18 protein-coding genes and 1 pseudogene are annotated in these 22,806 nt (G+C 64.0%); 14 read left to right on the top strand and 5 right to left on the bottom strand.

The genetic code is table 11. The annotated features are described in order from the left end of the window. Nucleotides 1-171: 171 nt before the first annotated feature. The 4 genes and pseudogenes from tnpB to F6X39_RS19225 all read right to left on the bottom strand — a co-directional run bounded on the left by tnpB (nucleotide 172) and on the right by F6X39_RS19225 (nucleotide 2,887). Complete coding sequence (gene tnpB, locus F6X39_RS19240; RefSeq protein WP_018417950.1) at nucleotides 172-480, bottom strand: IS66 family insertion sequence element accessory protein TnpB; 309 nt, start codon at nucleotides 478-480, stop codon at nucleotides 172-174. Nucleotides 481-512: 32 nt separating this feature from the next. Continuing rightward, nucleotides 513-941, bottom strand: a complete 429-nt coding sequence (gene tnpA, locus F6X39_RS19235; RefSeq protein ID WP_316251700.1) for an IS66-like element accessory protein TnpA — start codon at nucleotides 939-941, stop codon at nucleotides 513-515. A 117-nt stretch (nucleotides 942-1,058) separates the two neighbouring features. After that, nucleotides 1,059-1,588: pseudogene (locus tag F6X39_RS19230) on the bottom strand (transposase); the annotation flags it as partial. 102 nt (nucleotides 1,589-1,690) lie between these two features. Further along, a complete protein-coding gene (locus F6X39_RS19225) occupies nucleotides 1,691-2,887 on the bottom strand; it encodes a M20 aminoacylase family protein (protein WP_184022853.1) in 1,197 nt (398 codons plus the stop codon). Between the two features lie 187 nt (nucleotides 2,888-3,074). On the opposite strand from F6X39_RS19225, the gene F6X39_RS19220 reads away from it, so the two are divergent. Both F6X39_RS19220 and F6X39_RS19215 read left to right on the top strand, forming a co-directional pair. Beyond that, nucleotides 3,075-5,153: a molybdopterin-dependent oxidoreductase gene (locus F6X39_RS19220; RefSeq protein WP_187617732.1), complete on the top strand. Its 2,079-nt coding sequence runs from the start codon at nucleotides 3,075-3,077 to the stop codon at nucleotides 5,151-5,153. Nucleotides 5,154-5,300: 147 nt separating this feature from the next. Next, entirely contained in the window at nucleotides 5,301-6,974 is a 1,674-nt protein-coding gene (locus F6X39_RS19215; protein ID WP_187617731.1) for a long-chain fatty acid--CoA ligase, read from the top strand. A 126-nt stretch (nucleotides 6,975-7,100) separates the two neighbouring features. Here the strand turns inward: F6X39_RS19215 and F6X39_RS19210 are convergent, their stop codons facing one another. Beyond that, nucleotides 7,101-8,297, bottom strand: a complete 1,197-nt coding sequence (locus tag F6X39_RS19210) for a porin (protein ID WP_187617730.1) — start codon at nucleotides 8,295-8,297, stop codon at nucleotides 7,101-7,103. Between the two features lie 304 nt (nucleotides 8,298-8,601). Here F6X39_RS19210 and coq7 point away from each other — a divergent pair, with 304 nt between their 5' ends. The 12 genes from coq7 (at nucleotide 8,602) to murC (ending at nucleotide 22,805) form a co-directional block, all read left to right on the top strand. After that, nucleotides 8,602-9,240, top strand: coding sequence for a 2-polyprenyl-3-methyl-6-methoxy-1,4-benzoquinone monooxygenase (gene coq7 / locus F6X39_RS19205; RefSeq protein WP_184066930.1), 639 nt, complete (start codon nucleotides 8,602-8,604; stop codon nucleotides 9,238-9,240). Between the two features lie 456 nt (nucleotides 9,241-9,696). Continuing rightward, nucleotides 9,697-10,125 carry a division/cell wall cluster transcriptional repressor MraZ gene (gene mraZ / locus F6X39_RS19200; protein WP_013090620.1) on the top strand — a complete coding sequence of 143 codons (429 nt, stop codon included), beginning with the start codon at nucleotides 9,697-9,699 and terminating at the stop codon, nucleotides 10,123-10,125. Nucleotides 10,126-10,140: 15 nt separating this feature from the next. Beyond that, nucleotides 10,141-11,094 (top strand): 16S rRNA (cytosine(1402)-N(4))-methyltransferase RsmH, encoded by a 954-nt coding sequence (gene rsmH / locus F6X39_RS19195; protein WP_187617729.1) that lies wholly within the window; start codon nucleotides 10,141-10,143, stop codon nucleotides 11,092-11,094. After that, complete coding sequence (ftsL, locus tag F6X39_RS19190; protein ID WP_090801975.1) at nucleotides 11,091-11,441, top strand: cell division protein FtsL; 351 nt, start codon at nucleotides 11,091-11,093, stop codon at nucleotides 11,439-11,441. Before rsmH ends, ftsL begins: the two co-directional genes overlap by 4 nt. Further along, complete coding sequence (locus tag F6X39_RS19185) at nucleotides 11,438-13,303, top strand: peptidoglycan D,D-transpeptidase FtsI family protein (RefSeq protein WP_184022858.1); 1,866 nt, start codon at nucleotides 11,438-11,440, stop codon at nucleotides 13,301-13,303. The genes ftsL and F6X39_RS19185 overlap by 4 nt, the downstream gene beginning before the upstream one ends. Beyond that, complete coding sequence (locus F6X39_RS19180; RefSeq protein WP_187617728.1) at nucleotides 13,300-14,862, top strand: UDP-N-acetylmuramoyl-L-alanyl-D-glutamate--2,6-diaminopimelate ligase; 1,563 nt, start codon at nucleotides 13,300-13,302, stop codon at nucleotides 14,860-14,862. Before F6X39_RS19185 ends, F6X39_RS19180 begins: the two co-directional genes overlap by 4 nt. Then, nucleotides 14,859-16,271, top strand: coding sequence for a UDP-N-acetylmuramoyl-tripeptide--D-alanyl-D-alanine ligase (gene murF / locus F6X39_RS19175; RefSeq protein ID WP_187617727.1), 1,413 nt, complete (start codon nucleotides 14,859-14,861; stop codon nucleotides 16,269-16,271). Before F6X39_RS19180 ends, murF begins: the two co-directional genes overlap by 4 nt. Nucleotides 16,272-16,288: 17 nt before the next feature. Then, on the top strand, nucleotides 16,289-17,458 hold the full coding sequence (mraY, locus tag F6X39_RS19170) for a phospho-N-acetylmuramoyl-pentapeptide-transferase (protein ID WP_184022861.1): 1,170 nt from the start codon (nucleotides 16,289-16,291) through the stop codon (nucleotides 17,456-17,458). A gap of 25 nt (nucleotides 17,459-17,483) precedes the next feature. After that, entirely contained in the window at nucleotides 17,484-19,022 is a 1,539-nt protein-coding gene (murD, locus tag F6X39_RS19165) for a UDP-N-acetylmuramoyl-L-alanine--D-glutamate ligase (protein ID WP_187617726.1), read from the top strand. Beyond that, entirely contained in the window at nucleotides 19,019-20,284 is a 1,266-nt protein-coding gene (gene ftsW / locus F6X39_RS19160; RefSeq protein ID WP_187617725.1) for a putative lipid II flippase FtsW, read from the top strand. Before murD ends, ftsW begins: the two co-directional genes overlap by 4 nt. After that, complete coding sequence (gene murG / locus F6X39_RS19155; protein ID WP_187617724.1) at nucleotides 20,281-21,405, top strand: undecaprenyldiphospho-muramoylpentapeptide beta-N-acetylglucosaminyltransferase; 1,125 nt, start codon at nucleotides 20,281-20,283, stop codon at nucleotides 21,403-21,405. Before ftsW ends, murG begins: the two co-directional genes overlap by 4 nt. After that, a complete protein-coding gene (gene murC, locus F6X39_RS19150) occupies nucleotides 21,402-22,805 on the top strand; it encodes a UDP-N-acetylmuramate--L-alanine ligase (protein WP_184066906.1) in 1,404 nt (467 codons plus the stop codon). The genes murG and murC overlap by 4 nt, the downstream gene beginning before the upstream one ends. Nucleotide 22,806 lies beyond the last annotated feature (1 nt).

Genomic DNA, 22,806 nt, shown 5'->3' with positions numbered 1-22,806 from the left:
GAACTGCATGCGCTTGAGCCTGTCGATCTGCGCCTTGAGCTGCCCGATCTCCAGATCGCGCTCGGCAAGCTGGGCACGGGCCTCGACCAGCAAGGCCCGCAGAGTTTCAACATCGTCAGGAAGTTCGGCGCCGTTCGACATGCGGCGCAGTTTACGAGCCTTCCTCGCGGTTTACAACATCGACAGCGCAGCCGTACGACGCGGCTGCCGCCAATCGATGCCTTCGAGCAACATCGACAGTTGCGCCGCCGTCAGATGGACCTTGCCGCCATCGGCGTGTGGCCAGACGAAGCGACCACGCTCAAGCCGCTTCGCAAGAAGCCAGAGCCCGTCTTCGGTCGCCCACATGACCTTCACGAGATCGCCGCGCCGGCCCCGGAAGATGAACACGTTGCCACCCAGCGGATTGTCCTCGAGCGCCGTCTGCACCTTTGCCGCCAGCCCCTGGAACCCGCAGCGCATGTCGGTGACGCCTGCCACCAGCCAGACGCGTGTACCCGTGGGTAGAGAGATCACGATCGCACGCTCCCCAGGACGACGCGTAGCGTGTCGGCGTCGACAACGCCGTTGACCTTGACTACCACGTCACCGAACCGGATCTCGATCGTCCCGGCTCGTGCAGTCCGGTTGCAGACGTCCCTTGCATCTGGGGGCATCGCCACGCGCTGCGGCGGCATCTCATGAACCACCGCCACTGGAATCAGGCAGGTCGTTTCCGCCTGCAATTGCTCGCGATAGCGACGCCGCCAGGCAAACAGCATGTTTGCATTGATGCCATTGTCCCGCGCCAGCTTCGCGACCGACGCACCAGGCTCACATGCCGCGGCCGCAAGCCGGCGTCGAAACTCGCGATCATAATTCGGGCGTCCCTTGCGGCTACCCGGCCTGGCTTCCGACTCTGTCACAGTGATGTCCATCAAATCGAAAATGATGGGCACCACTTTGATGTCGGTTCTCGCCGCCGTCTACGACGGTCGTCGTGAGGTGCTTACCAAACAGCATTGAAGCAAGCGACACCTCCGCCCGCCTCAACGCTTTTCAACTCGTTCTCCCGCTGCCGACCGCAATATACCCCAGACCCGGCGATAACCATAGCTCGGCAGGTCAGTGACGGTCAGCCGTATTTCTTCGACCAGCCCGGCATCGTCCGTCTTCTTGGCGCTGCGTCCATCCTGCCAGTCGGCTGGACGGTGCAAGCCTTGCCGCCACGTTTGAGCGCGCTACGCCGAGAACGTCGCAGACCTGCTTCACTGCTCGTCCCCCGGCAATGAGGGAGAGCGCGCAATCCATTTTCGCGACTTCGCCACCTCCACCGCCTCACGGAGTATCTCGTTCTCCATTGTCTTTTTGCCGAGCAGTCGCTGGAGTTCCCTGATTTGCTTCAGCGCATCGCTCAGCTCCGACGCTGGTACGACTTCCCCGCCGGCACTGACAGCCGACAGGCTGCCATCCCGATACAGCTTGCGCCAGTGAAACAGCTGGTTCGGATTCACGCCGTGCTCGCGTGCAACCATCGAGACCGACTTGCCCGGCTCGAAACTCTCTCTCACCACCGCCGCCGGCGTTCCGGTCCCATCAACACTTCCATCACTTCTTGTTTGTTGCTAGTCAAAAACACAGTCATATGCCTACCCGCTATTTGAAGTGGGAAACTGTGTCCGGCGATTCAGGGGGCCGCTCCATCAACTCTCTACTTCCCTTGCGCCAGAAACTTCTGCGCCAGTCGGACCCAATACGTCGATCCCACCGGCAACAACTCGTCGTTAAAGTCATAACTCGCGTTGTGCAGCATACAAGGGCCCGCGCCGTGGCCCGCCTCGCGGTGGCCGCCATCGCCGTTGCCCAAAAACGCATAGCAACCCGGTTTCGCCAGCAGCATGAACGAAAAATCTTCGGCACCCATGGTCGGTTCAACCGCGTCATCGACATTTTCCGCGCCAACGATCTCTTTCATGACCGACGCCGCAAAACGCGCTTCCTCGCTGCTGTTGATCGTCGGGGGATAGTTCCGGTGGAATTGGATCTGAACGGAGCAATCGTATGCTTCGGCTGTACTGTGCGCGATCTTGCGCATGCGTGACTCGATCAGGTCGAGCGTTTCTGTAGTGAAGGTCCGAACGGTCCCCGCGATCCATGCGTCGTCCGGTACTACATTGACCGCATCGCCCGCATGTATCTGCGTTATCGACAATACCGCAGTATCCAGCGGCTTTTTGTTTCGCGTGATGATGCTTTGCAGCCCGTTGGCAATTTGCACCGCCGCAAAGACCGGATCACGGCCATTGTGCGGTAGCGCTGCATGCGAGCCGACGCCCTTGATTTCGATGCGAAATTCATTGCTCGACGCCATGATCGGGCCTTCGGTCACGCCGAAGTGGCCCGCCGGCATACCCGGCCAGTTGTGAATGCCAAACACGGCGTCCACGGGGAATTTGTTGAACAAGCCGTCGTCCATCATAGCCTTCGCGCCGGCGCCGCCTTCTTCAGCCGGCTGGAAAATGAACACGATCGTGCCGTCGAAAGCACCATGTTTGGCCAGGTAGTGCGCGGCACCGAGCAGCATCGCCGTATGTCCGTCGTGCCCGCACGCATGCATCTTGCCGTCGTTCGTCGACCGATGATCGAAGCTGTTGAGCTCCTGGATCGGCAGCGCGTCCATGTCGGCTCGCAGACCAATCGCGCGCGAGCCGTTACCTCGTTTCAATACGCCGACCACGCCCGTCTTGCCGAAACCACGGTGGGTCTCGATGCCCCAGGACTCGAGCGAACGCGCGACGAGATCAGCAGTCGCCGTCTCTTCGTAGCGCAGCTCCGGGTGGGCATGGATGGTTCGTCGAAGGGTCTGGATTTCGCCGCGAGCGGCCTGAATTTCGGGGATGAGTTTCATGATGGAGTGATTATGCGTTTGTGCTTGACGAGCATGAGATCGCCGCGGACCACGTCGGCCCGGGCACTGCGGATGATTCATTCTACGCCGAAGGCATTTTTGGTGGCGCCACCGAGGTCGGCTGCCTATAGACGTAATAAAATTCCACTTTGCGCGACCGCTTACTGCTCGCCAGGACACATTGCCGATGAACGCCCCGACCGAATTCGCGCGCGCCGTGTGCCCGCACGATTGCCCCGACACCTGCGCGATGCGCGTGACCATCGACAATGGACGGGCGATCAAGGTCGCCGGCGATCCCGACCATCCGCCGACTCAGGGCGTGCTGTGCACAAAGGTCAGTCGTTACGCGGAGCGTGTATACCATCCGAACCGATTGACGACGCCCATGAAGCGTGTCGGCCGCAAGGGCGAGGGCCGTTTCGAGCCAATCAACTGGGACGAAGCGTTCGACCTTGCCGCAAGCCGCCTCGGCGAGATTGTCCGTCGCGCGCCGGAAGCGATTCTGCCTTACAGCTACGCGGGCACGATGGGCTTGGTGCAGGGCGATAGCATCGCGCAACGCTTTTTCCACAAGCTCGGCGCATCGCAGCTGGATCGCGCGATTTGCGCGGCGGCCGGCGCTGCCGGCCTCAAATACACGTACGGCGCCGGCATCGGTATGCACACCGAGTTTTTCGCCGAGAGCGAGGTGATCCTGATCTGGGGAGCGAATCCGATCGCATCGAATCTGCATTTCTGGACGCGCGCGCAGGAAGCCAAACGTCGCGGTGCCCGGCTGATCGCAATCGATCCGTATCGCTCGCTGACCGCGGAGAAATGCCATCAACACATCGCGCTGAAGCCAGGCACAGACGGCGCTCTCGCGCTCGGCATCATGAACGTCCTGATTACCGAGAATCTGCTCGACTACGAGTACATCGCGGCGCACACGCTGGGCTTCGCCGACTTGAAGGTGCGTGCGCTCAGCTATCCATTGTCTCGGGTTAGTGAAATTTGTGGCGTCGAAGAAGAGGAAATCGCCGATCTTGCGCGACTTTACGCCAGCACGAAGAAAGCCGCGATCCGCTTGAACTACGGTCTGCAGCGGGTGCGTGGCGGCGGCAATGCGGTGCGCGCAATCGCGTGTCTACCGTCGCTGACCGGCGCATGGCGTGAGCGCGCGGGCGGGGCGCTGCTGTCGTCGAGCGGTTGGGCACCGGTCGACTCGCACGCGTTGCAGCGTCCCGACCTGATGCCCGGTTGGCCGTCGAAGCCGAGCCGCGTGATCAATATGAATGCGATCGGCGACGCGTTGCTGCATCCGGGCGACGCGACGTTCGGCCCCAAGGTCGAGGCGATCGTGGTCTACAACTCGAATCCGGTCGCGGTCGCACCGGACTCCGAACGCGTCGCGGCGGGTTTTGCGCGCGAGGATCTGTTCACGATCGTGCTCGAGCATTTCCAGACCGACACCGCGGATTACGCCGACCTGCTGTTGCCTGCCACGACGCAGCTCGAGCATCTCGACGTGCACAAGTCGTACGGTCACACGCACGTGATGGTCAACCTGCCCGCCATCGCGCCGTTCGGCGACGCACGGCCGAATACCGAGATCTTCCGCAGCCTAGCGCGCCGCATGGGCATGACGGAACCGGCGCTCTTCGACAGCGACGAAGCCGTCGCGCAAGCCGCATTTCGCTGGGACGACAAGACGCTGGACGATGTCGACTGGCCGATGCTGAAGCAAGCCGGCTGGGCCCGTCTCAATCTGCCTGACGCGCCATTTGCCGACGGTGGTTTTCGCACGCCATCCGGCAAGTGCGAGTTCTACAGCGAGCGCCTTGCGCAACAGGGCCTCGACCCGCTGCCGGACTACCTGCCACCCTACGAATCGGCCGACGGCGCGTCCGAGCTGGCGGCCCGCTATCCGCTCGCGATGATTTCACCGCCCGCGCGCAACTTCCTGAACAGCACCTTCGTGAACATCGAGAGTCTGCGCGCGACGGAAGGCGAGCCGCATCTGGACATCCACCCTGCCGACGCGCACGCGCGCGGCATCGGCGACGGCGATCAGGTGCGCATCTTCAATGACCGCGGCTCGATGCAAGCGCGTGCCCGCGTGACCGACCGGGCGCGCGAAGGCCTGGTCGTCGGGTTGTCGATCTGGTGGAAGAAGCTCGCGCCGGACGGCCGCAACGCGAACCAGTTGACGAGCCAGGCACTCACCGATCTCGGCGGTTCGGCGACGTTTTACGACTGTCTCGTCGAAGTCGAGCGGGCCTGAAAGCCGCGCCTCACATTGAAGCTGGCGCCCAGCCTCGCAAGTTCGAGGCTGCCGTCTAACCTCATCGCTTTGCCCATTGGCCGCAATATGCCCATGCTACGATGCGTTTTTAGCACGACCATTCGAAAATAATTCAGGAGACGCTGCATGGAGAAAATCTGGCTGAAATCTTATCCGCCCGGCGTTCCAGCAGAGATCGACCCGACACGCTATTCGTCGGTGGCCGAGTTGCTCGAGGAAGCCTTTCGCGAACACCGCGCAAAGCCGGCGTTCGTGTGCATGGGCAAGCAGATCAGCTACGGTGAACTCGACGAGCTTTCGCGCAATCTTGCAGCGTGGCTGCAGTCGAAAGGGCTCACGCGCGGCTCGCGTGTCGCGATCATGATGCCGAACGTGCTGCAGTATCCAGTCGCGCTCGCCGCGATTCTGCGCGCGGGCTATGTGGTCGTGAACGTGAATCCGCTGTACACGCCGCGCGAACTCGAGCACCAACTGAAGGACAGCGGCACTGAGGCGATCATCCTGCTCGAGAATTTCGCGGGGACCTTGCAGGCAATCGTGCGCAATACGCCGGTCAAGCATGTGGTCGTCGCGGCGATGGGCGACCTGATGGGCATCAAAGGCCCGCTCGTGAACTTCGTCGTGCGCAAGGTCAAGAAGATGGTGCCGGCGTGGAGCCTGGCTGGGCACGTCAAGTTCAACGACACGGTCTCGGAGGGCGCAAGTCTGACGTTCAAGCCGGTCCAGCAGGGGCCCGACGATATCGCGTTCCTGCAATACACGGGCGGCACCACCGGCGTGGCCAAGGGCGCGACGCTGCTGCACCGGAACCTGATCGCGAACGTGCTGCAGTCGGAGGTCTGGCTCAATCCGGTGCGCGCGAACCGCACGGATATCGATCAGTTCATTACGGTCGTCGCGTTGCCGCTGTATCACGTGTTCGCGCTGACCGTGTGCGGGCTGCTGACCATCCGCACCGGCGGTCTCGGCGTGCTGATTCCGAATCCGCGCGATATCCCCGGCATGATCAAGTCGCTCGAGGGGTATGCGATCACGACGATTCCCGCGGTCAACACGCTCTACAACGCGATGTTGAACAGCCCCGACTTCCACAAGCTCGACTTCTCGAAGCTGCTGACCGCGAACGGCGGCGGCATGGCGGTGCAGGAGGCGGTCGCGAAGCGCTGGTTCGAGCTGACGCGCACGCCGATCGTCGAGGGCTACGGGCTGTCGGAAACGTCGCCGTGCGTGACCTGCAATCCCGTCACCGCCACCGAATACAACGGCACGATCGGCCTGCCACTGCCGTCGACCGAAATCTCGATCCGCGACGACGAAGGCAACGAAGTGCCGCCCGGCCAGCCCGGCGAGATCTGCATCCGCGGCCCGCAGGTGATGGCGGGCTACTGGAACAGGCCCGACGAAACCGCCAAGGTGATGACGGCGGACGGCTTCTTTAAATCAGGCGACGTCGGCATCATGGGCGCGGACGGCTTTGTGAAGATCGTCGATCGCAAGAAGGACATGATTCTGGTGTCCGGCTTCAACGTGTATCCGAATGAAGTCGAGGACGTCGTCGCAAAGCTGCCGGGTGTGTTCGAAGTCGCGGCGGTGGGTGTACCGGATCAGCATTCCGGCGAGGCAGTGAAGCTGTTCGTCGTGAAAAAGGATCCGTCGCTGACCGACGAACAGATCTTCGCATACTGCAAAACGCAACTGACCGGCTACAAGCGGCCGAAGGTCGTCGAATTCCGCACCGAGTTGCCGAAGAGCAATGTCGGCAAGATCCTGCGCCGCGAGTTGCGCGACGGCAGGGCTTAAGCGAGCGAAGAACAAAAGCCCGGCGCACGAAAGTGCGCCGGGTTTTTTGTTGCCCGTACAAAATCCGCGCATAAAAAAAGGCGCCCGAAGGCGCCTTTGAGACAAACTGCGTTTTTTTACGACTTATTAGAACTTGTGACGGATACCGATGCGAGCCGTGAACTGGTTGTTGGTCGTCGAACCGGTCAGGCCGTTGATGCCTGCCGTTGCTGCGACCACCTGACCCGTTGCGTTGACCGTGTCGCCCAAAGCGTGCTGGTACACGCCGACCAGGTACACGTCGGTACGCTTGGACAGGAAGTAGTCCACGCCCAGCGCGCCTTGGTGGTACTGAGCACGCGAGTTGCCTTCGATCTGCGTGCCGCGCGTGTAGTCATACGCCGCGCCGACCAGCAGTGCCGGGGTCAACTGATACTTGAAGTTGATTTCGCCGTTGTTGAACGTTGCCTTCTGGCCAGCGAACGGCGACGCGAACGTCTTGCCGAGGTTGCCGAACTGGATGTTCGAGTACGTCAGGCCGATGGTTGCCGCGCCGAACGTGTATGCACCGCCCGCGCCGACGACCTGGTACGTGTTGGCCGATGCGAAGCCTGCGTAGATCGGGGTCGTGACTGCGAAATTAGCTGCAGTAGTACCCACGGCCGGCGTATTCGTTGCGATCGTGCCGCCGTTGTTGAACAGACCGCCCGAAGCTGCCGGCGTACGCGCGTTCAAATAACCCAAGCCCAATTGCAGCGGACCGTTGTTATAGCCAGCACCCAACGACCAGATCTGGTTGTGCGTGAAGTCACCGGCGACGCCGCCGAAGCTATACGTGCCGCCGAACGTCAGGCCGTTGTAGTTTTTGCTGGTGTACTTGACCGTGTTGTTGGTGCGATACGCGTTGTTGAAGTTGTCGATATCGCCCGGGTGAGCGGCGATGTAGCCGCCCCACTGATCACCCGATTCGAACGGACCCACGTAGTCGACGACGGAGTCGTACTGACGACCCAGCGTGACCGTGCCGAACTGGCTCGACAGACCGACATATGCCTGACGACCGAACATCAGGCCGCCTTGACCGAGCTTGCCGTTCGTCACGTCAAAGCCGTTTTCCAACACGAACAGGGCCTTCAGACCGCCGCCCAGATCTTCAGTGCCACGCAGGCCGAAACGCGAGCCTTGCAGGACGCCGCTGGACATGTTGTACAGATGCTTACCGCCCGAGTTGGTGTTCATGTTGATACCAACGTCAACGATGCCGTACAGGGTCACGCTGCTCTGCGCATGAGCGACGCCTGCGAATGCGCCCAGTGCTGCGAGAGCGAGAAGCGACTTTTTCATCGAATGATCTCCAAGGAATACGAATCTTTTGTACAAGGCGAAATATTTAGTTAGTGCTGAAGGCCTTGCTGTCCAACTTCGCGAGAAGTTGCCACGTAATGTAACAAAAGGCATACATGGAACAAAGAAAAAGGAGTCGCTCCGGAAGGCCGCTGTTTCGTTTACGCAACATGGTCTAGAATCGCAAATTAACCGCCCATTTCATGCGGATTGGTGCCTGTCGGGCCACGGGTTTCGCGTCGCGAGGCCTTGTCGCACGGACCTTCCGGAACGATGCGGCGGTTATCGAATCAGGGAGCGCTTTATGTTGCTGGACGAGTTGATTGGCGAGTTTGATCGGGGTTTACGCTCACTGACGGGGGTCTCGCGGATGAGCCGTCCGCTGCCGCTTCCGCAGGCTTCCGCGGCGACGGCCGAAGCTCCCGAACTCTCGCCCGCGGAGCGCGCGCATGCGGCGGGTTTGATGCGTGTGAACCACGTCGGCGAAGTGTGCGCGCAGGCGCTTTACCAGGCGCAGAAACTCGCCACCGACTCACCTTCATTGCGCGCCATGTTCGATCACGCCGCGTCGGAAGAAGAGGATCATCTGGCGTGGACCGCCAAACGCCTCCAGGCGCTCGACTCGCGTCCGAGTCTGCTCAATCCGCTGTGGTACACCGGCGCGCTCGCGATCGGTCTCGCCGCGGGGCGTCTCGGCGATCGCGTGAGTCTTGGCTTCATGGCCGAAACGGAGCGCCAGGTCGAGCAGCATCTCGACAGTCATCTCGATCAGCTCCCCGCCGCGGACCATGAATCGCGCGCGATCGTCGAGCAGATGCGGGTCGATGAAGCGCAGCACGGCAAGGCCGCAATGGATGCGGGCGGCATCGAGTTGCCGTTTCCTGCACGCGCGTTGATGCGTGCGATGTCGAAGGTGATGACGCGCACCGCCTATTACATATGAGCGTTTCACCCGCTTCGCTTCGCTAACCGGAGCACCGCACGTATCGCCTCAGCCATCGCTGAACGCATTTCCGCAAGCGAGACGGCGCCGCGCGCCCCGTTCGTCGTTGGTCCGGGCGACGCCGCCTCTTCCCTTTCAGAATCCCTTGACGATCTCTTTCAATTCGCGCTGTTTCCTCGCACTTTTCACGTATCACCTTCACAAGTTGCACTAGCCCATTCATTTATAACGGTTTTCTGTTTTATGCTGGACGTGAGGGAGTCGCGCTAAGTCCTTGTTCTAGCAAACAAAATCCGCTCGAAAAGCGCGCCGCTCCCTTGACCCGTGTTTAGCGTTCCTCTAAAGTGGGAGACAGTGTGAGAAAGTGTATTTTTGTGTGTTCTCGGCACCACTTTCGGGTAGATTTTCACGGACCGGGCGGGCGGCGCAAACAGCGCCGCAATAGGGGAGAGCGAAGTGTTCCAAGGGGCGTCGGCGCTGACGCTCGATGCGAAAGGGCGGATGTCGATTCCCTCTCGTTATCGGGATGCGCTGCAAACACAGGCAGAGGGCCGGGTGACGATCACCAAGCACCCGGACGGCTGCCTGTTGCTCTTTCCGCGCCCCGAATGGGAAATCTTCCGTGACAAGGTCGACAAGCTGCCCATGAACGCCGCCTGGTGGAAACGCATTTTTCTCGGCAATGCAATGGATGTGGATATGGACGGCGCAGGCCGTGTGCTCGTGTCGCCGGAGTTGCGAGCGGCTGGCTCGCTGGAGAAAGAAGTGACCTTGCTCGGCATGGGCCGCCATTTCGAGCTGTGGGATGCACAGATCTACGCCGCGAAGGAACAGGCGGCGATCGCCGAGGGCATGCCCGACGCGTTGAAAGATTTCACGTTCTGATCGCGGCTTATTTATATGGCACCTGCGATGGGAAACGAATTGCAGCATCGCACGGTGCTGTTGAACGAAGCGGTCGATGCGCTGGTCACGCGCGCCGACGGCACGTATGTGGACGGCACGTTCGGCCGTGGCGGCCATAGCCGCCTCGTGCTGGAACGGCTCGGTGAAGCAGGGCGGCTGATCGCGTTCGATAAAGATCCGCTCGCGATCGCGACGGCGCAGAAGATCGCCGATCCGCGCTTTGCCATCGTCCACGAGAGTTTTGCTTCACTGCGCGCCGCGATGGCGGAGCGCGGGGTAGGGCGTGTGTCGGGGGTGTTGCTGGATCTGGGCGTGTCGTCGCCGCAAGTCGACGATCCGGAGCGGGGCTTCAGCTTCCGCGCCGACGGCCCGCTCGACATGCGGATGGACCCGACGCGCGGCGAGTCCGCCGCTGACTGGCTCGCGCGGGCCACGGTGCAGGAATTGACGGAGGTGATACGAGATTATGGGGAAGAACGGTTTGCTTTTCAGATTGCAAAGGCGCTTGTTGCTCGCCGGGCAGAGTCCGACCGTCTTGGGCCTCTCGTCAGCACGGGCGAGCTTGCCCAAATCGTGGCTAACGTCGTCAAAACCCGTGAGAAGGGCAAGGACCCGGCAACCCGCACCTTTCAGGCTATACGGATTCACGTCAATCAAGAGCTTGCGGAGCTGCAAGTCGTTCTAGAAGCAGCGTTGTCGTTGTTGGAGCAAGGGGGGCGGCTGGTGGTCATCAGCTTTCATTCGCTCGAGGACCGGATCGTCAAGCGATTCATGCAGGCGCACGCGAGCGCGCCGGCGGTGGATCGCCGTCTGCCGATCCGCGCGGTCGACCTGCCGAGCCCTCCGCTCAAGATCATCGGCCGCGTATTCGCGAGCGACGCTGAAGTCGCCGGCAACCCGCGCGCCCGTTCTGCCGTGATGCGCGTGGCGGAGCGGATCGCGCCATGAACCGCCTCAATATTTTCCTGCTGATCATCGTGATGGGCTGTGCCTTGTCGGTCGTCAACGCGACCAATCAGCAGCGTCAGATCTTTATCCAGCTGCAGCGCGCGCAGTCGCAGGAGCGTCAGCTGCAGCAGGACTATTCGCAGCTTCAATATCAGCAGAGCGCGCTGTCCAAAACGTCGCGCATCGAGCAGCTCGCCACCGCCTCGCTGAAGATGCAATCGGTCACCACGGGCCGCACCCAGTACCTGACGCTCGCCCCGGGTGCCGCGACGGCGATCGACGCACCCATTCCGACTTCCGCGCCGGCCTCGGCGCCGGTCGCGACCCGTCGCGGAGCCACGCGATGAAAAAATCGTCGGCCCACAAGAGCGTTGCGTTTTCGGCCAATCCGATTCTGTCGGTGCGCCTGCCGATGTGGCGCTCGAAGCTCGTCGTGTTCCTGCTGTTCATGGCGTTCGTCGCGCTCGCCGCGCGCGCGTTCTGGATTCAGGGCCCGGGCAACGCGTTCTATCTGAAGCAGGGCGAGATCCGCTATCAGCGCCGCATCGACATGCCGGCCACGCGCGGCAAGATTCTCGACCGCAACGGCCTCGTGCTCGCCACGAGTCTGCCGGTGCGTGCAATCTGGGCGATTCCCGAATCGGTGCCCGACGACCTCGGCGCCGACAAGCTCGACGCGCTCGGCAAACTGCTCGGCATGACCACTAAGGAATTGCGCTCGAAGCTGTCGGAGGACAAGACCTTCGTCTACGTGAAGCGCCAGGTGCCGGTCGACGTCGCAGAAAAAGTCGCGGCGCTCGACATCCCCGGCATTTACTCGCGCGACGAGTACAAGCGCTTCTATCCGGAAGGCGAGATCACCGCTCACCTGATCGGCTTCACGAACGTCGAGGACGAGGGCCAGGAAGGCGTCGAGCTCGGCGACCAGAAGCTGCTCGCGGGCATGTCGGGCAGCCGTCGCGTGATCAAGGACCGGATGGGCCACATCATCGAGGACGTCGACGAACAGGTCGTGCCGCACAACGGCAAGGACGTCGATCTGTCGATCGACAGCAAGATCCAGTACATCGCCTATACGAACCTGAAAGCGGCCGTCGAGAAATTCAAGGCGAAGGCCGGCGCGGCGATGGTGATCGACGTGCGCACCGGCGAAGTGCTCGCGCTCGTCAATTACCCGACCTACAACCCGAACGACCGCTCGCACCTGACCGGCGACCAGCTGCGCAACCGCATCCTGACCGACACGTTCGAGCCGGGTTCGATCATGAAGCCGTTCACGGTGTCGCTCGCGCTCGATCTGCACCGGGTGACGCCGACTACACTGGTAGATACGGGCAACGGCCACTTCGTACTCGACGGCGCGCCGATTACCGACGACAGCGGCTTCGGCGTGCTGACGGTCGGCGGCGTGATCCAGAAGTCGAGCAACATCGGCGCGACCAAAATCGCGATGCAGTTGCGGCCCGAAGAGATGTGGAACATGTACACCAGCATCGGTCTCGGCCAGGCACCGAAGGTCGGCTTTCCGGGCGCGGCGGCGGGCCGTCTGCGTCCGTGGAAGAGCTGGCGCCGTATCGAGCAGGCGACGATGTCGTACGGCTATGGCCTGTCGGTGTCGCTGTTCCAGCTCGGCCGCGCGTACACCGCGATCGCGCACGACGGCGAAATCATGCCGGTGACGATTTTCCACACGCCGGGCGACCCGCCGGCCACCGGTCCGCAGATCTTCTCGCCGACCACCGCGCGTGAAGTGCGCGCGATGCTCGAAACCGTGGTGTCGCCGCAAGGCACGTCGCCGGATGCGGCGGTGCCCGGCTATCGCGTCGGCGGCAAGAGCGGTACCGCGTACAAGCACGGTCCGCACGGCTACGACCACTCCAAATATCGCGCCTCGTTCGTCGGCATGGCGCCGATGCCGAATCCGCGCATCGTCGTTGCGGTGTCGGTCGACGAGCCGACGGCCGGTAGCCACTTCGGCGGCCAGGTGTCGGGCCCGGTGTTTTCGGGCATCGCCGGGGATACGCTGCGCGCGCTGAACGTGCCGCCCGACATGCCCGTCAAGCAGATGGTCGTGTCCGACGATTCGGCGCCGCCCGCGCCCGGTGCGCCGGCCACGCCGCCCGTGGTGAAGAAGCTGTCGACGAGCCCCGGCGTGAAGAAGATGACCATTTCCGCCACCCCGAAAAATCATCCAGGAGTCGAGCGATGAGCGCGCTGCGCGAGCAACATCCAGCGCACCGGCAGATCGCCGACGCCCTTGCCTGGCTGCACGCGCACGTGCAGCCAGGCGCGCATCTGCACGCCGACACGCGCTCGCTCGCGGCCGGCGACGCGTTCTTCGCGTACGCGGTCGATGGCGCGGACAACCGCGCATTCATCGACGCGGCCATCAAGCGCGGTGCGGCCGCCGTGCTCGTGCAACCCGAAGGTTTCAGCGGCATGCTCGACGCGGCCGCCGCACATGCGGTGCCGGCGTTGAACGAACTCGCCGGCACGATCGCGAGCGCGTGGTATCGCGATCCGAGCGACGCGATGCTCGCGGTCGGCATCACCGGCACGAACGGCAAGACCTCGTGCAGCCAGTGGGTCGCCGCGGCGCTGTCCGCGCGCGGCATGCGCTGCGCGATCGTCGGCACGCTCGGCACAGGGCTCGTCGGCCAACTCGTGCACACCGGCTTCACGACGCCCGACGCACCGCAATTGCAACGCAGCCTCGCGCAATTGCGCGACGCGGGCGCGCAGGCGGTGGCGATGGAAGTGTCGTCGCATGCGCTGCACCAGGGGCGCGTGAACGGCACAGCTTTCGACATCGCGGTGTTCACGAACCTGACGCAGGACCATCTCGACTATCACGGCACGTTCGAGGCCTATGAAGCCGCCAAGGCGCGTCTGTTCGCCTGGCCCGAGCTGCGCGCGGCCGTGATCAATCGCGACGATGCCGCCGGCCGGCGTTTGCTCGCGAGCACGCGCGGTCACGCGCGCACGATCGCGTATGGCATCGAGGGCGAGCATGGCGACGCCGACGCCGACGGCACACCGCAAGCCGACGCGTGGCTCACTGCATCGAACGTGCGTGCCACCGCGACCGGCACCGCGTTTCATCTGAGCACCTCGGACTGGGGCAACGCCGAAGTCGAAGTGCAAACGCTCGGCCTCTTCAACGTCGGCAATCTGCTCGCGGTGCTCGGCGTGCTGCTCGCCGCCGACGTGCCGTTCGACGCGGCGCTCGCCGAACTCGCGAAGCTCGAACCGGTGAACGGCCGCATGCAGCGTCTGGGCGGCCGTCTGCAGAACGACGAACCGCTCGTCGTGATCGACTACGCGCACACACCCGATGCGCTCGAAAAGACCCTCGAAGCACTGCGGCCGATCGCGACCGCGCGCGGCGGCGAACTCGTCTGCATGTTCGGCTGCGGCGGCGACCGCGATGCGACCAAGCGTCCGCTGATGGGCGCGATCGCCGAGCGGCTGGCGGACAACGTCGTCGTGACGAGCGACAACCCGCGCAGCGAAGATCCGCTCGCGATCATCGAGCAGATTGTCACGGGCATGCGCGACGCGTCGCAGGCGCGCCGCATCGAGGACCGCGCGAGCGCGATCCTGCAGGCGATCCGCGGCGCCGCGCGCGAAGACGTGATCGTGCTGGCCGGCAAGGGGCACGAAGCCACACAGGAAATCATGGGCAAGAAACGCGCTTTCTCCGATCAGGACCACGCCCGCCTCGCGCTCGCCGCGCGCGCCACACAAACACGCGGAGGTGGCGAATGACCATGTTCTCGCTACGTGCAGCCGCCGCGCAGATCCCCGGCGCGAGCGTCACCGGCGACGACAGCGTGCGCTTCGAGCGCGTGTCGACCGACAGCCGCAGCGCTGGGCCCGGCGATCTGTTCATCGCGATCAAGGGCGACCGTTTCGACGCGCACGACTTCCTGCCGCAAGTGGCCGAGCGCAACGTCGCGGCGGTGCTCGTCGCGCGCACGCCGGATAGCTGGAGCGTGCCCGCGATCCGCGTCGCCGATACGCGCGAAGCGCTCGGCGCGCTCGCGCGCGGCTGGCGTCGTCAGTTCGACCTGCCGCTCGTCGCGGTCACGGGCAGCAACGGCAAGACCACGGTCAAGGAAATGATCGCCTCGATCTTCGCGGCCGCGGTCGGCGCGGATGCGCGTCTTGCGACCGCGGGCAATTTCAACAACGACATCGGCCTTCCGCTCACGCTGTTCCGTCTGCATGCCGCGCATCGGCTCGCGGTGGTCGAACTCGGCATGAACCATCCGGGCGAAACTGAACAGCTCGCGAAGCTTGCCGAGCCGACGGTTGCCGTCGTCAACAACGCGCAGCGCGAGCACCAGGAATTCATGGCGAGCGTCGAGGCGGTCGCGCTCGAACACGCGAGCGTGATTCACGCGCTGTCGCCGGAAGGCACGGCGGTATTCCCCGCCGACGACGCATATGCGAGCATCTGGCGCGTCGCCGCGACCGGCAGTCGCATCATCGATTTCGCGTTGAACAGCGCGGAGCGCACGACCGAAGCCGCGGTGAAGGGCAGGTTCGACGGCAAGCGTCTGTCTATCGACACGCCGCAAGGCCATCTCGACGTCACGCTGCAGGTGCTCGGCAATCACAACGCGCACAACGCGCTCGCGGCGGCCTCCGCCGCGTTGGCAGCGGGTGTGTCGCTCGACGCGATCCAGCGCGGCCTCGAATCGTTCGGCGCGGTGAAGGGCCGTCTGCAGGTCAAGCAGGCCGTGCTCGGCACGCTCGCGGGCGCAACCGTGATCGACGACACCTACAACGCGAATCCCGATTCGATGCGCGCCGCGATCGACGTGCTCGCGTCACGTGACTCGCCGCGTGTGCTCGTGATGGGCGACATGGGCGAAGTCGGCGACAACGGCCCGGCGTTTCACCGCGAAATCGGCGCGTATGCGAAAGAGAGCGGTATCGACGCGCTGTATGCGATGGGCGACGCCTCGCGCGACGCCTGCACCGCATACGGCGCGGGCGCGCACCACGTCGCCGATGTCGGCGCACTGGTCGGGAAACTGCAGCAGGCCGGCTTCGGCGCTGCCGCAACGCTTCTCGTGAAAGGCTCGCGCTTCATGCAGATGGAGCGCGTGGTGGACGCCGTTACGAGTCCACAACCCAACGCCGCGGGCACGACGCCCGCTGCACATTGAAATAGAAGGATCCAGGCATGCTACTGGCGCTGGCGCAATGGCTGCAGAATGACGCAAGCTTCTTGCGCGTGTTCAGTTATCTGACGTTTCGCGCGGTGATGGCGACCATCACCGCGTTGTTGATCGGGCTCGTCTGCGGCCCGGCGGTCATTCGCAAGCTGACCGCGATGAAGGTCGGCCAGGCCGTTCGCAAGGACGGTCCGCAAACTCACCTCGTCAAATCGGGCACGCCGACGATGGGCGGCGTGCTGATCCTGCTCGGCATCGCCGTGGCCACGCTGCTGTGGGCCGATCTGACCAACCGCTTCATCTGGATCGTGATGCTCGTCACGTTCGGCTTCGGCGTGATCGGCTGGGTCGACGATTACCGCAAGGTCGTCTACAAGGACCCGCGCGGCATGTCATCGCGCGAGAAGTATTTCTGGCAATCGGTGATCGGCCTGTTCGCGGCGGTTTATCTCGCGTTCAGCGTGTCCGAGGCGAGCAACGTGCGCGTGTTCGACCTGTTCATGGCGTGGGTGCGCAGCGGTCTGTCGATGGGCCTGCCCGCGCGCGCCGACCTGCTGCTGCCGTTCTTCAAGTCGATCACCTATCCGCTCGGCGTGTGGGGCTTCATCGTGCTCACGTATCTGGTGATCGTCGGCGCGAGCAACGCGGTGAATCTGACCGACGGCCTCGACGGCCTCGTGATCATGCCGGTCGTGCTGGTCGGCGCGTCGCTCGGCGTGTTCGCGTACGTGATGGGCAGCTCGGTCTACTCGAAATACCTGCTGTTCCCGCACATCCCCGGTGCGGGCGAATTGCTGATCTTCTGTTCGGCGATGGGCGGCGCGGGTCTCGCGTTTTTGTGGTTCAACACGCACCCGGCGCAGATGTTCATGGGCGACGTCGGCGCGCTCGCGCTCGGCGGTGCGCTTGGCACGGTCGCGGTGATCGTGCGTCAGGAAATCGTGCTGTTCATCATGGGCGGCATTTTCGTCGCGGAAACGCTGTCGGTGATGCTGCAGGTCACGTGGTTCAAATACACGAAGCGCCGTTACGGCGAAGGGCGGCGGTTCTTCAAGATGGCACCGCTGCATCACCATTTCGAATTGTCGGGCTGGAAGGAAACGCAGGTGGTCGTGCGCTTCTGGATCATCACGTTGATGTTGTGCCTGTTCGGTTTGTCCACGCTCAAATTGCGTTAAGCAGCAGTATTTAAGGAAGCAGGCGATGTTCGGCGAGAAGTTTCGGGATCGGCAAAAGCCGATGGTGCTCGTGCTGGGACTGGGTGAATCCGGTCTCGCGATGGCGCGCTGGTGCGCCAGGCACGGCTGTCGGCTGCGCGTGGCCGATACGCGCGAAGTGCCGCCGAATCTGTCCGCGCTCGAAGCGCATGGCGTCGATGCCGATTTCGTCGGCGGTCCGTTTTCGCCGGTGCTGCTCGAAGGCGTCGAGCTGGTCGCGATCAGCCCGGGATTGTCGCCGCTGGCCGCCGATCTGCTGCCGCTGGTCACGGCGGCGCGCGAGCAGGGCATCCCGGTGTGGGGCGAACTCGAACTGTTCTCGCAGGCGCTGCGCACGCTCGGCGAGTCCGGCTACGCGCCGAAGGTGATCGCGATCACCGGCACGAACGGCAAGACCACGACGACGAGTCTCGCCGGCCTGCTGTGCGAACGCGCGGGCAAGAAGGTCGCGGTGGCGGGCAACATCAGCCCGTCGCTGCTCGACAAGCTCTCCGAAGCGATCGACCAGACCGCGCTGCCCGACGTGTGGGTGCTCGAACTGTCGAGCTTCCAGCTGGAGACCTCGCATACGTTTACGCCGGACGCGGCCGCCGTGCTCAACATCACGCAGGATCATCTGGACTGGCACGGCGGACTCGATGCGTACGCAGCCGCGAAGGGCCGCATCTTCGGTACACGGACGGTGCGCGTGCTGAACCGCGACGACGCGCGCGTAATGGCGCTCGCGCCCGCCAGCGGCGACACGGAGGTCATCACGTTCGGCGTGACCGAGCCGAAGAACGACGGTGACTATGGCCTCCTGCGCGACAACGGCATGGTGTGGCTCGTCGAAGCGCAAGATCGCGACGCGAGCGACGAGTCCCCCAAGGGGACTTCCTTCGGGGCGCCGACGCCGAAGCGCCGTCGCAAGAACGAAGCAGCCGCAACGCCCGACATCGCGTTGAAGCGTCTGATGCCCGCCGACGCACTGCGCATCCGTGGCCTGCACAACGCCGCCAACGCGTTGGCCGCGTACGCGCTCGCACGCGCGATCGGCCTGCCCGGCGCGCCGCTTTTGCACGGCCTGCGCGAATATCGCGGCGAGCCGCATCGCGTGGAACTGATCGCGTCGATCGACGGTATCGACTATGTGGACGACAGCAAGGGCACCAACGTCGGCGCGACGGTCGCCGCGCTCGACGGTCTCGCGCAGCGCGTCGTGCTGATCGCCGGCGGTGACGGCAAGGGTCAGGAGTTCGAGCCGCTCGCCGCACCGGTGATGCGCTGGTGCCGCGCGGTGATGCTGATCGGCCGCGATGCGCCACAGATTCGCGCGGCGCTCGAACATTGCGGCGTCGCGATGACCGACCACGCGACTCTTGAAGACGCGACGCGCGCGGCCACCGCGCTCGCGCAGCCCGGCGACGCGGTGCTGCTGTCGCCCGCGTGCGCGAGCTTCGACATGTTCAAGGGTTACGCACACCGCGCGGCGGTATTCCGCAGCACGGTCGAAGATATCGCGGCCGAACGGGGGACGATGATATGAGCTGGTCGGAACGTTTCGGCTCGCGCGAACCCTCCGGCGGCAACGGCGCCGCGGCGCGCACGTCCACCCGCACGGGCGGCAGCGGTCTCGCGAGCGCGGTCAACGGCGTGCGGCCGCTGCGCTCGCGCATGCTCGACTACGACCACTCGCTGCTGTGGGTCGTCGTCGCGCTGCTCGGGCTCGGCGTCGTGATGGTGTACTCGGCGTCGATCGCGATGCCCGATTCGCCGAAGTACGCGTCGTATCGCGATTGGGCGTTCCTCGTGCGCCAGATCATCTTCGTGCTGATGGGCGCGGCGGTCGGCGTCGTGTCGTTCCGTATTCCGATTTCGACGTGGGACAAGTACGCACCGAAGCTCTTCCTGATCTCGCTCGTCGCGCTCGTGATCGTGCTGATCCCGCACGTCGGCAAGGGCGTGAACGGCGCGCGCCGCTGGATTCCGCTCGGCATCACGAACATGCAGCCGTCGGAAATCATGAAGCTCGCGGTGACGATCTACGCGGCGAACTACACGGTGCGCAAGCAGGAATACATGCACAGCTTCGCCAAGGGCTTTCTGCCGATGGCCGTCGCGGTCGGTCTCGTCGGCATGCTGCTGCTGCTCGAGCCGGACATGGGCGCGTTCATGGTGATCGCGGCGATCGCGATGGGCGTGCTGTTCCTCGGCGGTGTGAACGGCAAGCTGTTCGGCGGCCTCGTCGCGACCGCGGTGGGCACGTTCACGTTGCTGGTGTGGGCGTCGCCGTGGCGTCGTGAGCGGATCTTCGCCTACCTCGACCCGTGGGACGATCGCTACGCGCAGGGCAAGGCGTATCAGCTGACGCACTCGCTGATCGCGTTCGGGCGCGGCGAGTGGTTCGGCGTCGGTCTCGGCGGCAGCGTCGAGAAGCTCAACTATCTGCCGGAAGCGCATACCGACTTCATTCTCGCGGTGATCGGCGAGGAGCTGGGTTTCGTCGGCGTGCTCGTCGTGATCCTGATGTTCTACTGGATCGTGCGCCGTTCGTTCGAGATCGGCCGCCAGGCGCTCGCACTCGATCGCACGTTCGCGGGTCTGGTCGCGAAGGGCGTCGGCATATGGTTCGGCGCGCAGACCTTCATCAACATGGGCGTAAACCTCGGCCTACTGCCGACCAAGGGCCTGACGTTGCCGCTCGTCAGTTACGGCGGTTCGGGCATCTTGCTGAACTGCGTGGCGATCGCGGTGCTGATGCGGGTCGACTATGAAAATCGTGTGTTGATGCGCGGGGGCAAGGTATGACGGCTCTGCCACAACGCACGCTGATGGTGATGGCCGGCGGCACCGGGGGACATGTGTTCCCGGGGCTCGCGGTCGCACATCTGATGCAGGCGTGGGGCTGGAAAGTCGTATGGCTCGGCAACCCCGCGGGCATGGAAGCGACGCTGGTACCGAAGCACGGCATTCCAATGGAGTACCTGCGCTTCGGCGGCGTGCGCGGCAAGGGCCTGAAGACCAAGCTGATGCTGCCGGTGAACCTGCTGCGCGCATGCACGCAGAGTTTGAGCGTGCTGCGTCGCGTGAAGCCCGACGTCGTGCTCGGCATGGGCGGCTACATCACGTTCCCGGCCGGTCTGATGACCGCGCTGAGCGGCCGGCCGCTCGTGCTGCACGAACAGAATTCGATCGCGGGTCTCGCGAACAAGGTGCTCGCGAAGCTCGCCAAGCGCGTGCTGGTCGCATTTCCGAATGCGCTGCCGCACAGCGAATGGACCGGTAATCCGATTCGCGAGGAACTTGCGCGGGCGAATCCACCCAAAGCACGCTACGCGCAGCGTAATGGTCCGCTGAACGTGCTCGTCGTGGGCGGCAGTCTCGGCGCCGCCGCGTTGAACGAAGTCGTGCCGCGCGCGCTCGCGCTGCTTGGCTCCAACGAGAGGCCGCGCATCGTGCATCAGGCGGGTGCGAAGCATATCGACGCGCTGTGCGAGAACTACGCGGCGGCGGGCTTGCAGGCAGGCACGGATGTCTCGCTCGTGCCGTTCATCGACGACATGACGAGCGCCTATGAAGAAGCCGATCTGGTGATCTGCCGCTCGGGCGCGATGACCGTGTCGGAGATCTCGGCGGTCGGCGTCGCGGCGCTGTTCGTGCCGTTCCCGTACGCGGTCGACGATCACCAGACCACTAATGCAGCGTTCCTCGCCGACAACGGCGCGGCGCTGGTCGTGCAACAACGCGATCTGTCGGCGGAAAAGCTCGCCGACTGGTTGCGCAGCCAGACGCGGGAAAGTCTCGCGGAAATGGCGGAGCGTTCGCGCTCGCTCGCGAAACCGGATGCCACCGAACAGGTCGCGCAGATCTGCGCGACGGTGGCGGCTGCGGGTTCGATGGCGGGCGTGAGCCCAGAAGGAAAGCAATGAAACACATCGTCAAACACATTCATTTCGTCGGCATCGGCGGCGTGGGCATGAGCGGCATCGCCGAAGTGCTCGTCAATCTCGGCTATCAGGTGAGCGGCTCGGACCTGTCGGGCAACGCGGTCACCGAGCGCCTCGCCGGGCTCGGCGCGCGCATTTCGATCGGGCACGCGGCGGAGAACATCGAAGGCGCGAACGCGGTGGTGGTGTCGACCGCGGTGCGCAGCGACAACCCGGAAGTGCTGGCCGCGCGTCATCGCCGCATTCCGATCGTGCCGCGCGCGGTGATGCTCGCGGAGTTGATGCGTCTGAAGCAGGGCATCGCGATTGCCGGCACGCACGGCAAGACCACGACCACGTCGCTGGTCGCGAGCGTGCTCGCCGCGGGCGGGCTCGATCCGACCTTCGTGATCGGCGGCCGGCTGATCAGCGCGGGCGCGAATGCGCGCCTCGGCACCGGCGACTTCATCGTCGCCGAGGCGGACGAATCGGACGCGTCGTTCCTGAACCTGTTCCCGGTGATCGAGGTCATCACGAACATCGACGCCGATCATATGGACACCTATGGTCACGACTTCGCGCGTCTGAAGCAGGCCTTCATCGAATTCACGCACCGTTTGCCGTTCTACGGCATCGCGGTGCTGTGCGTCGACGATCCGAACGTGAAGGAGATCCTGCCGTTCGTGTCGAAGCCGATCATCCGCTACGGTTTCGCGGCCGATGCGCAGGTGCGCGCGGTCAACGTCGAAGCTCGCGAAGGCCGCATGCATTTCACCGTGATGCGCGAAGACGCGGCGCCGCTCGACGTCACGTTGAACCTGCCGGGCGAGCACAACGTGCAGAACGCGTTGGCCGCAATTGCAATTGCGACTGAACTTGAAGTGAAAGATGCCGATATCCAGCGAGCGCTCGCGGATTTCAACGGCGTCGGCCGACGCTTCCAACGCTATGGCGAAGTGCCGGTTCTCAGCGACGGCCAGGCCGCGGGCTCCTACACGCTGGTGGACGACTACGGTCACCACCCGGTCGAAATGGCCGCCACGTTGGCGGCGGCGCGCGGCGCATTTCCGGGCCGGCGTCTGGTGCTGGCGTTCCAGCCGCACCGCTTCACGCGCACGCGTGATTGCTTCGAGGATTTCGTGAAAGTGCTGTCGACCGTCGACGCGCTCGTGCTGACCGAAGTCTATGCGGCCGGCGAAGCGCCGATCGTCGCCGCCGACGGCCGCGCATTGGCGCGCGCGCTGCGCGTTGCGGGCAAGGTCGAGCCGGTGTTTGTCGATACGGTGGATGAAGTGCCGGACGCGCTGTCCACGGTGGTGCGCGACGGCGACGTGGTGATTACGATGGGCGCGGGTTCGATCGGCGGTGTGCCGGTTCGACTCGCTCAGGAACAGAAGGTGTGAG

The sequence above is a fragment of the Paraburkholderia sp. UCT2 genome (assembly GCF_014397665.1).
Taxonomy (GTDB): domain Bacteria; phylum Pseudomonadota; class Gammaproteobacteria; order Burkholderiales; family Burkholderiaceae; genus Paraburkholderia; species Paraburkholderia tuberum.
The sequence above is the reverse complement of the archived record's forward strand: the minus strand, read 5'-3'. Positions and strand labels throughout refer to the sequence as shown.

What these genes read in the sequence shown, in the direction of transcription:
- F6X39_RS19225 (WP_184022853.1), bottom strand. Translation starts at nt 2,887, where the DNA reads ATGAAACTCATCCCCGAAATTCAGGCCGCTCGCGGCGAAATCCAGACC.
- murF (WP_187617727.1), top strand. Translation starts at nt 14,859, where the DNA reads ATGACCATGTTCTCGCTACGTGCAGCCGCCGCGCAGATCCCCGGCGCG.
- rsmH (WP_187617729.1), top strand. Translation starts at nt 10,141, where the DNA reads ATGGCACCTGCGATGGGAAACGAATTGCAGCATCGCACGGTGCTGTTG.
- murC (WP_184066906.1), top strand. Translation starts at nt 21,402, where the DNA reads ATGAAACACATCGTCAAACACATTCATTTCGTCGGCATCGGCGGCGTG.
- ftsL (WP_090801975.1), top strand. Translation starts at nt 11,091, where the DNA reads ATGAACCGCCTCAATATTTTCCTGCTGATCATCGTGATGGGCTGTGCC.
- coq7 (WP_184066930.1), top strand. Translation starts at nt 8,602, where the DNA reads ATGTTGCTGGACGAGTTGATTGGCGAGTTTGATCGGGGTTTACGCTCA.
- mraY (WP_184022861.1), top strand. Translation starts at nt 16,289, where the DNA reads ATGCTACTGGCGCTGGCGCAATGGCTGCAGAATGACGCAAGCTTCTTG.
- F6X39_RS19215 (WP_187617731.1), top strand. Translation starts at nt 5,301, where the DNA reads ATGGAGAAAATCTGGCTGAAATCTTATCCGCCCGGCGTTCCAGCAGAG.
- murG (WP_187617724.1), top strand. Translation starts at nt 20,281, where the DNA reads ATGACGGCTCTGCCACAACGCACGCTGATGGTGATGGCCGGCGGCACC.
- ftsW (WP_187617725.1), top strand. Translation starts at nt 19,019, where the DNA reads ATGAGCTGGTCGGAACGTTTCGGCTCGCGCGAACCCTCCGGCGGCAAC.
- F6X39_RS19185 (WP_184022858.1), top strand. Translation starts at nt 11,438, where the DNA reads ATGAAAAAATCGTCGGCCCACAAGAGCGTTGCGTTTTCGGCCAATCCG.
- F6X39_RS19220 (WP_187617732.1), top strand. Translation starts at nt 3,075, where the DNA reads ATGAACGCCCCGACCGAATTCGCGCGCGCCGTGTGCCCGCACGATTGC.
- F6X39_RS19210 (WP_187617730.1), bottom strand. Translation starts at nt 8,297, where the DNA reads ATGAAAAAGTCGCTTCTCGCTCTCGCAGCACTGGGCGCATTCGCAGGC.
- F6X39_RS19180 (WP_187617728.1), top strand. Translation starts at nt 13,300, where the DNA reads ATGAGCGCGCTGCGCGAGCAACATCCAGCGCACCGGCAGATCGCCGAC.
- murD (WP_187617726.1), top strand. Translation starts at nt 17,484, where the DNA reads ATGTTCGGCGAGAAGTTTCGGGATCGGCAAAAGCCGATGGTGCTCGTG.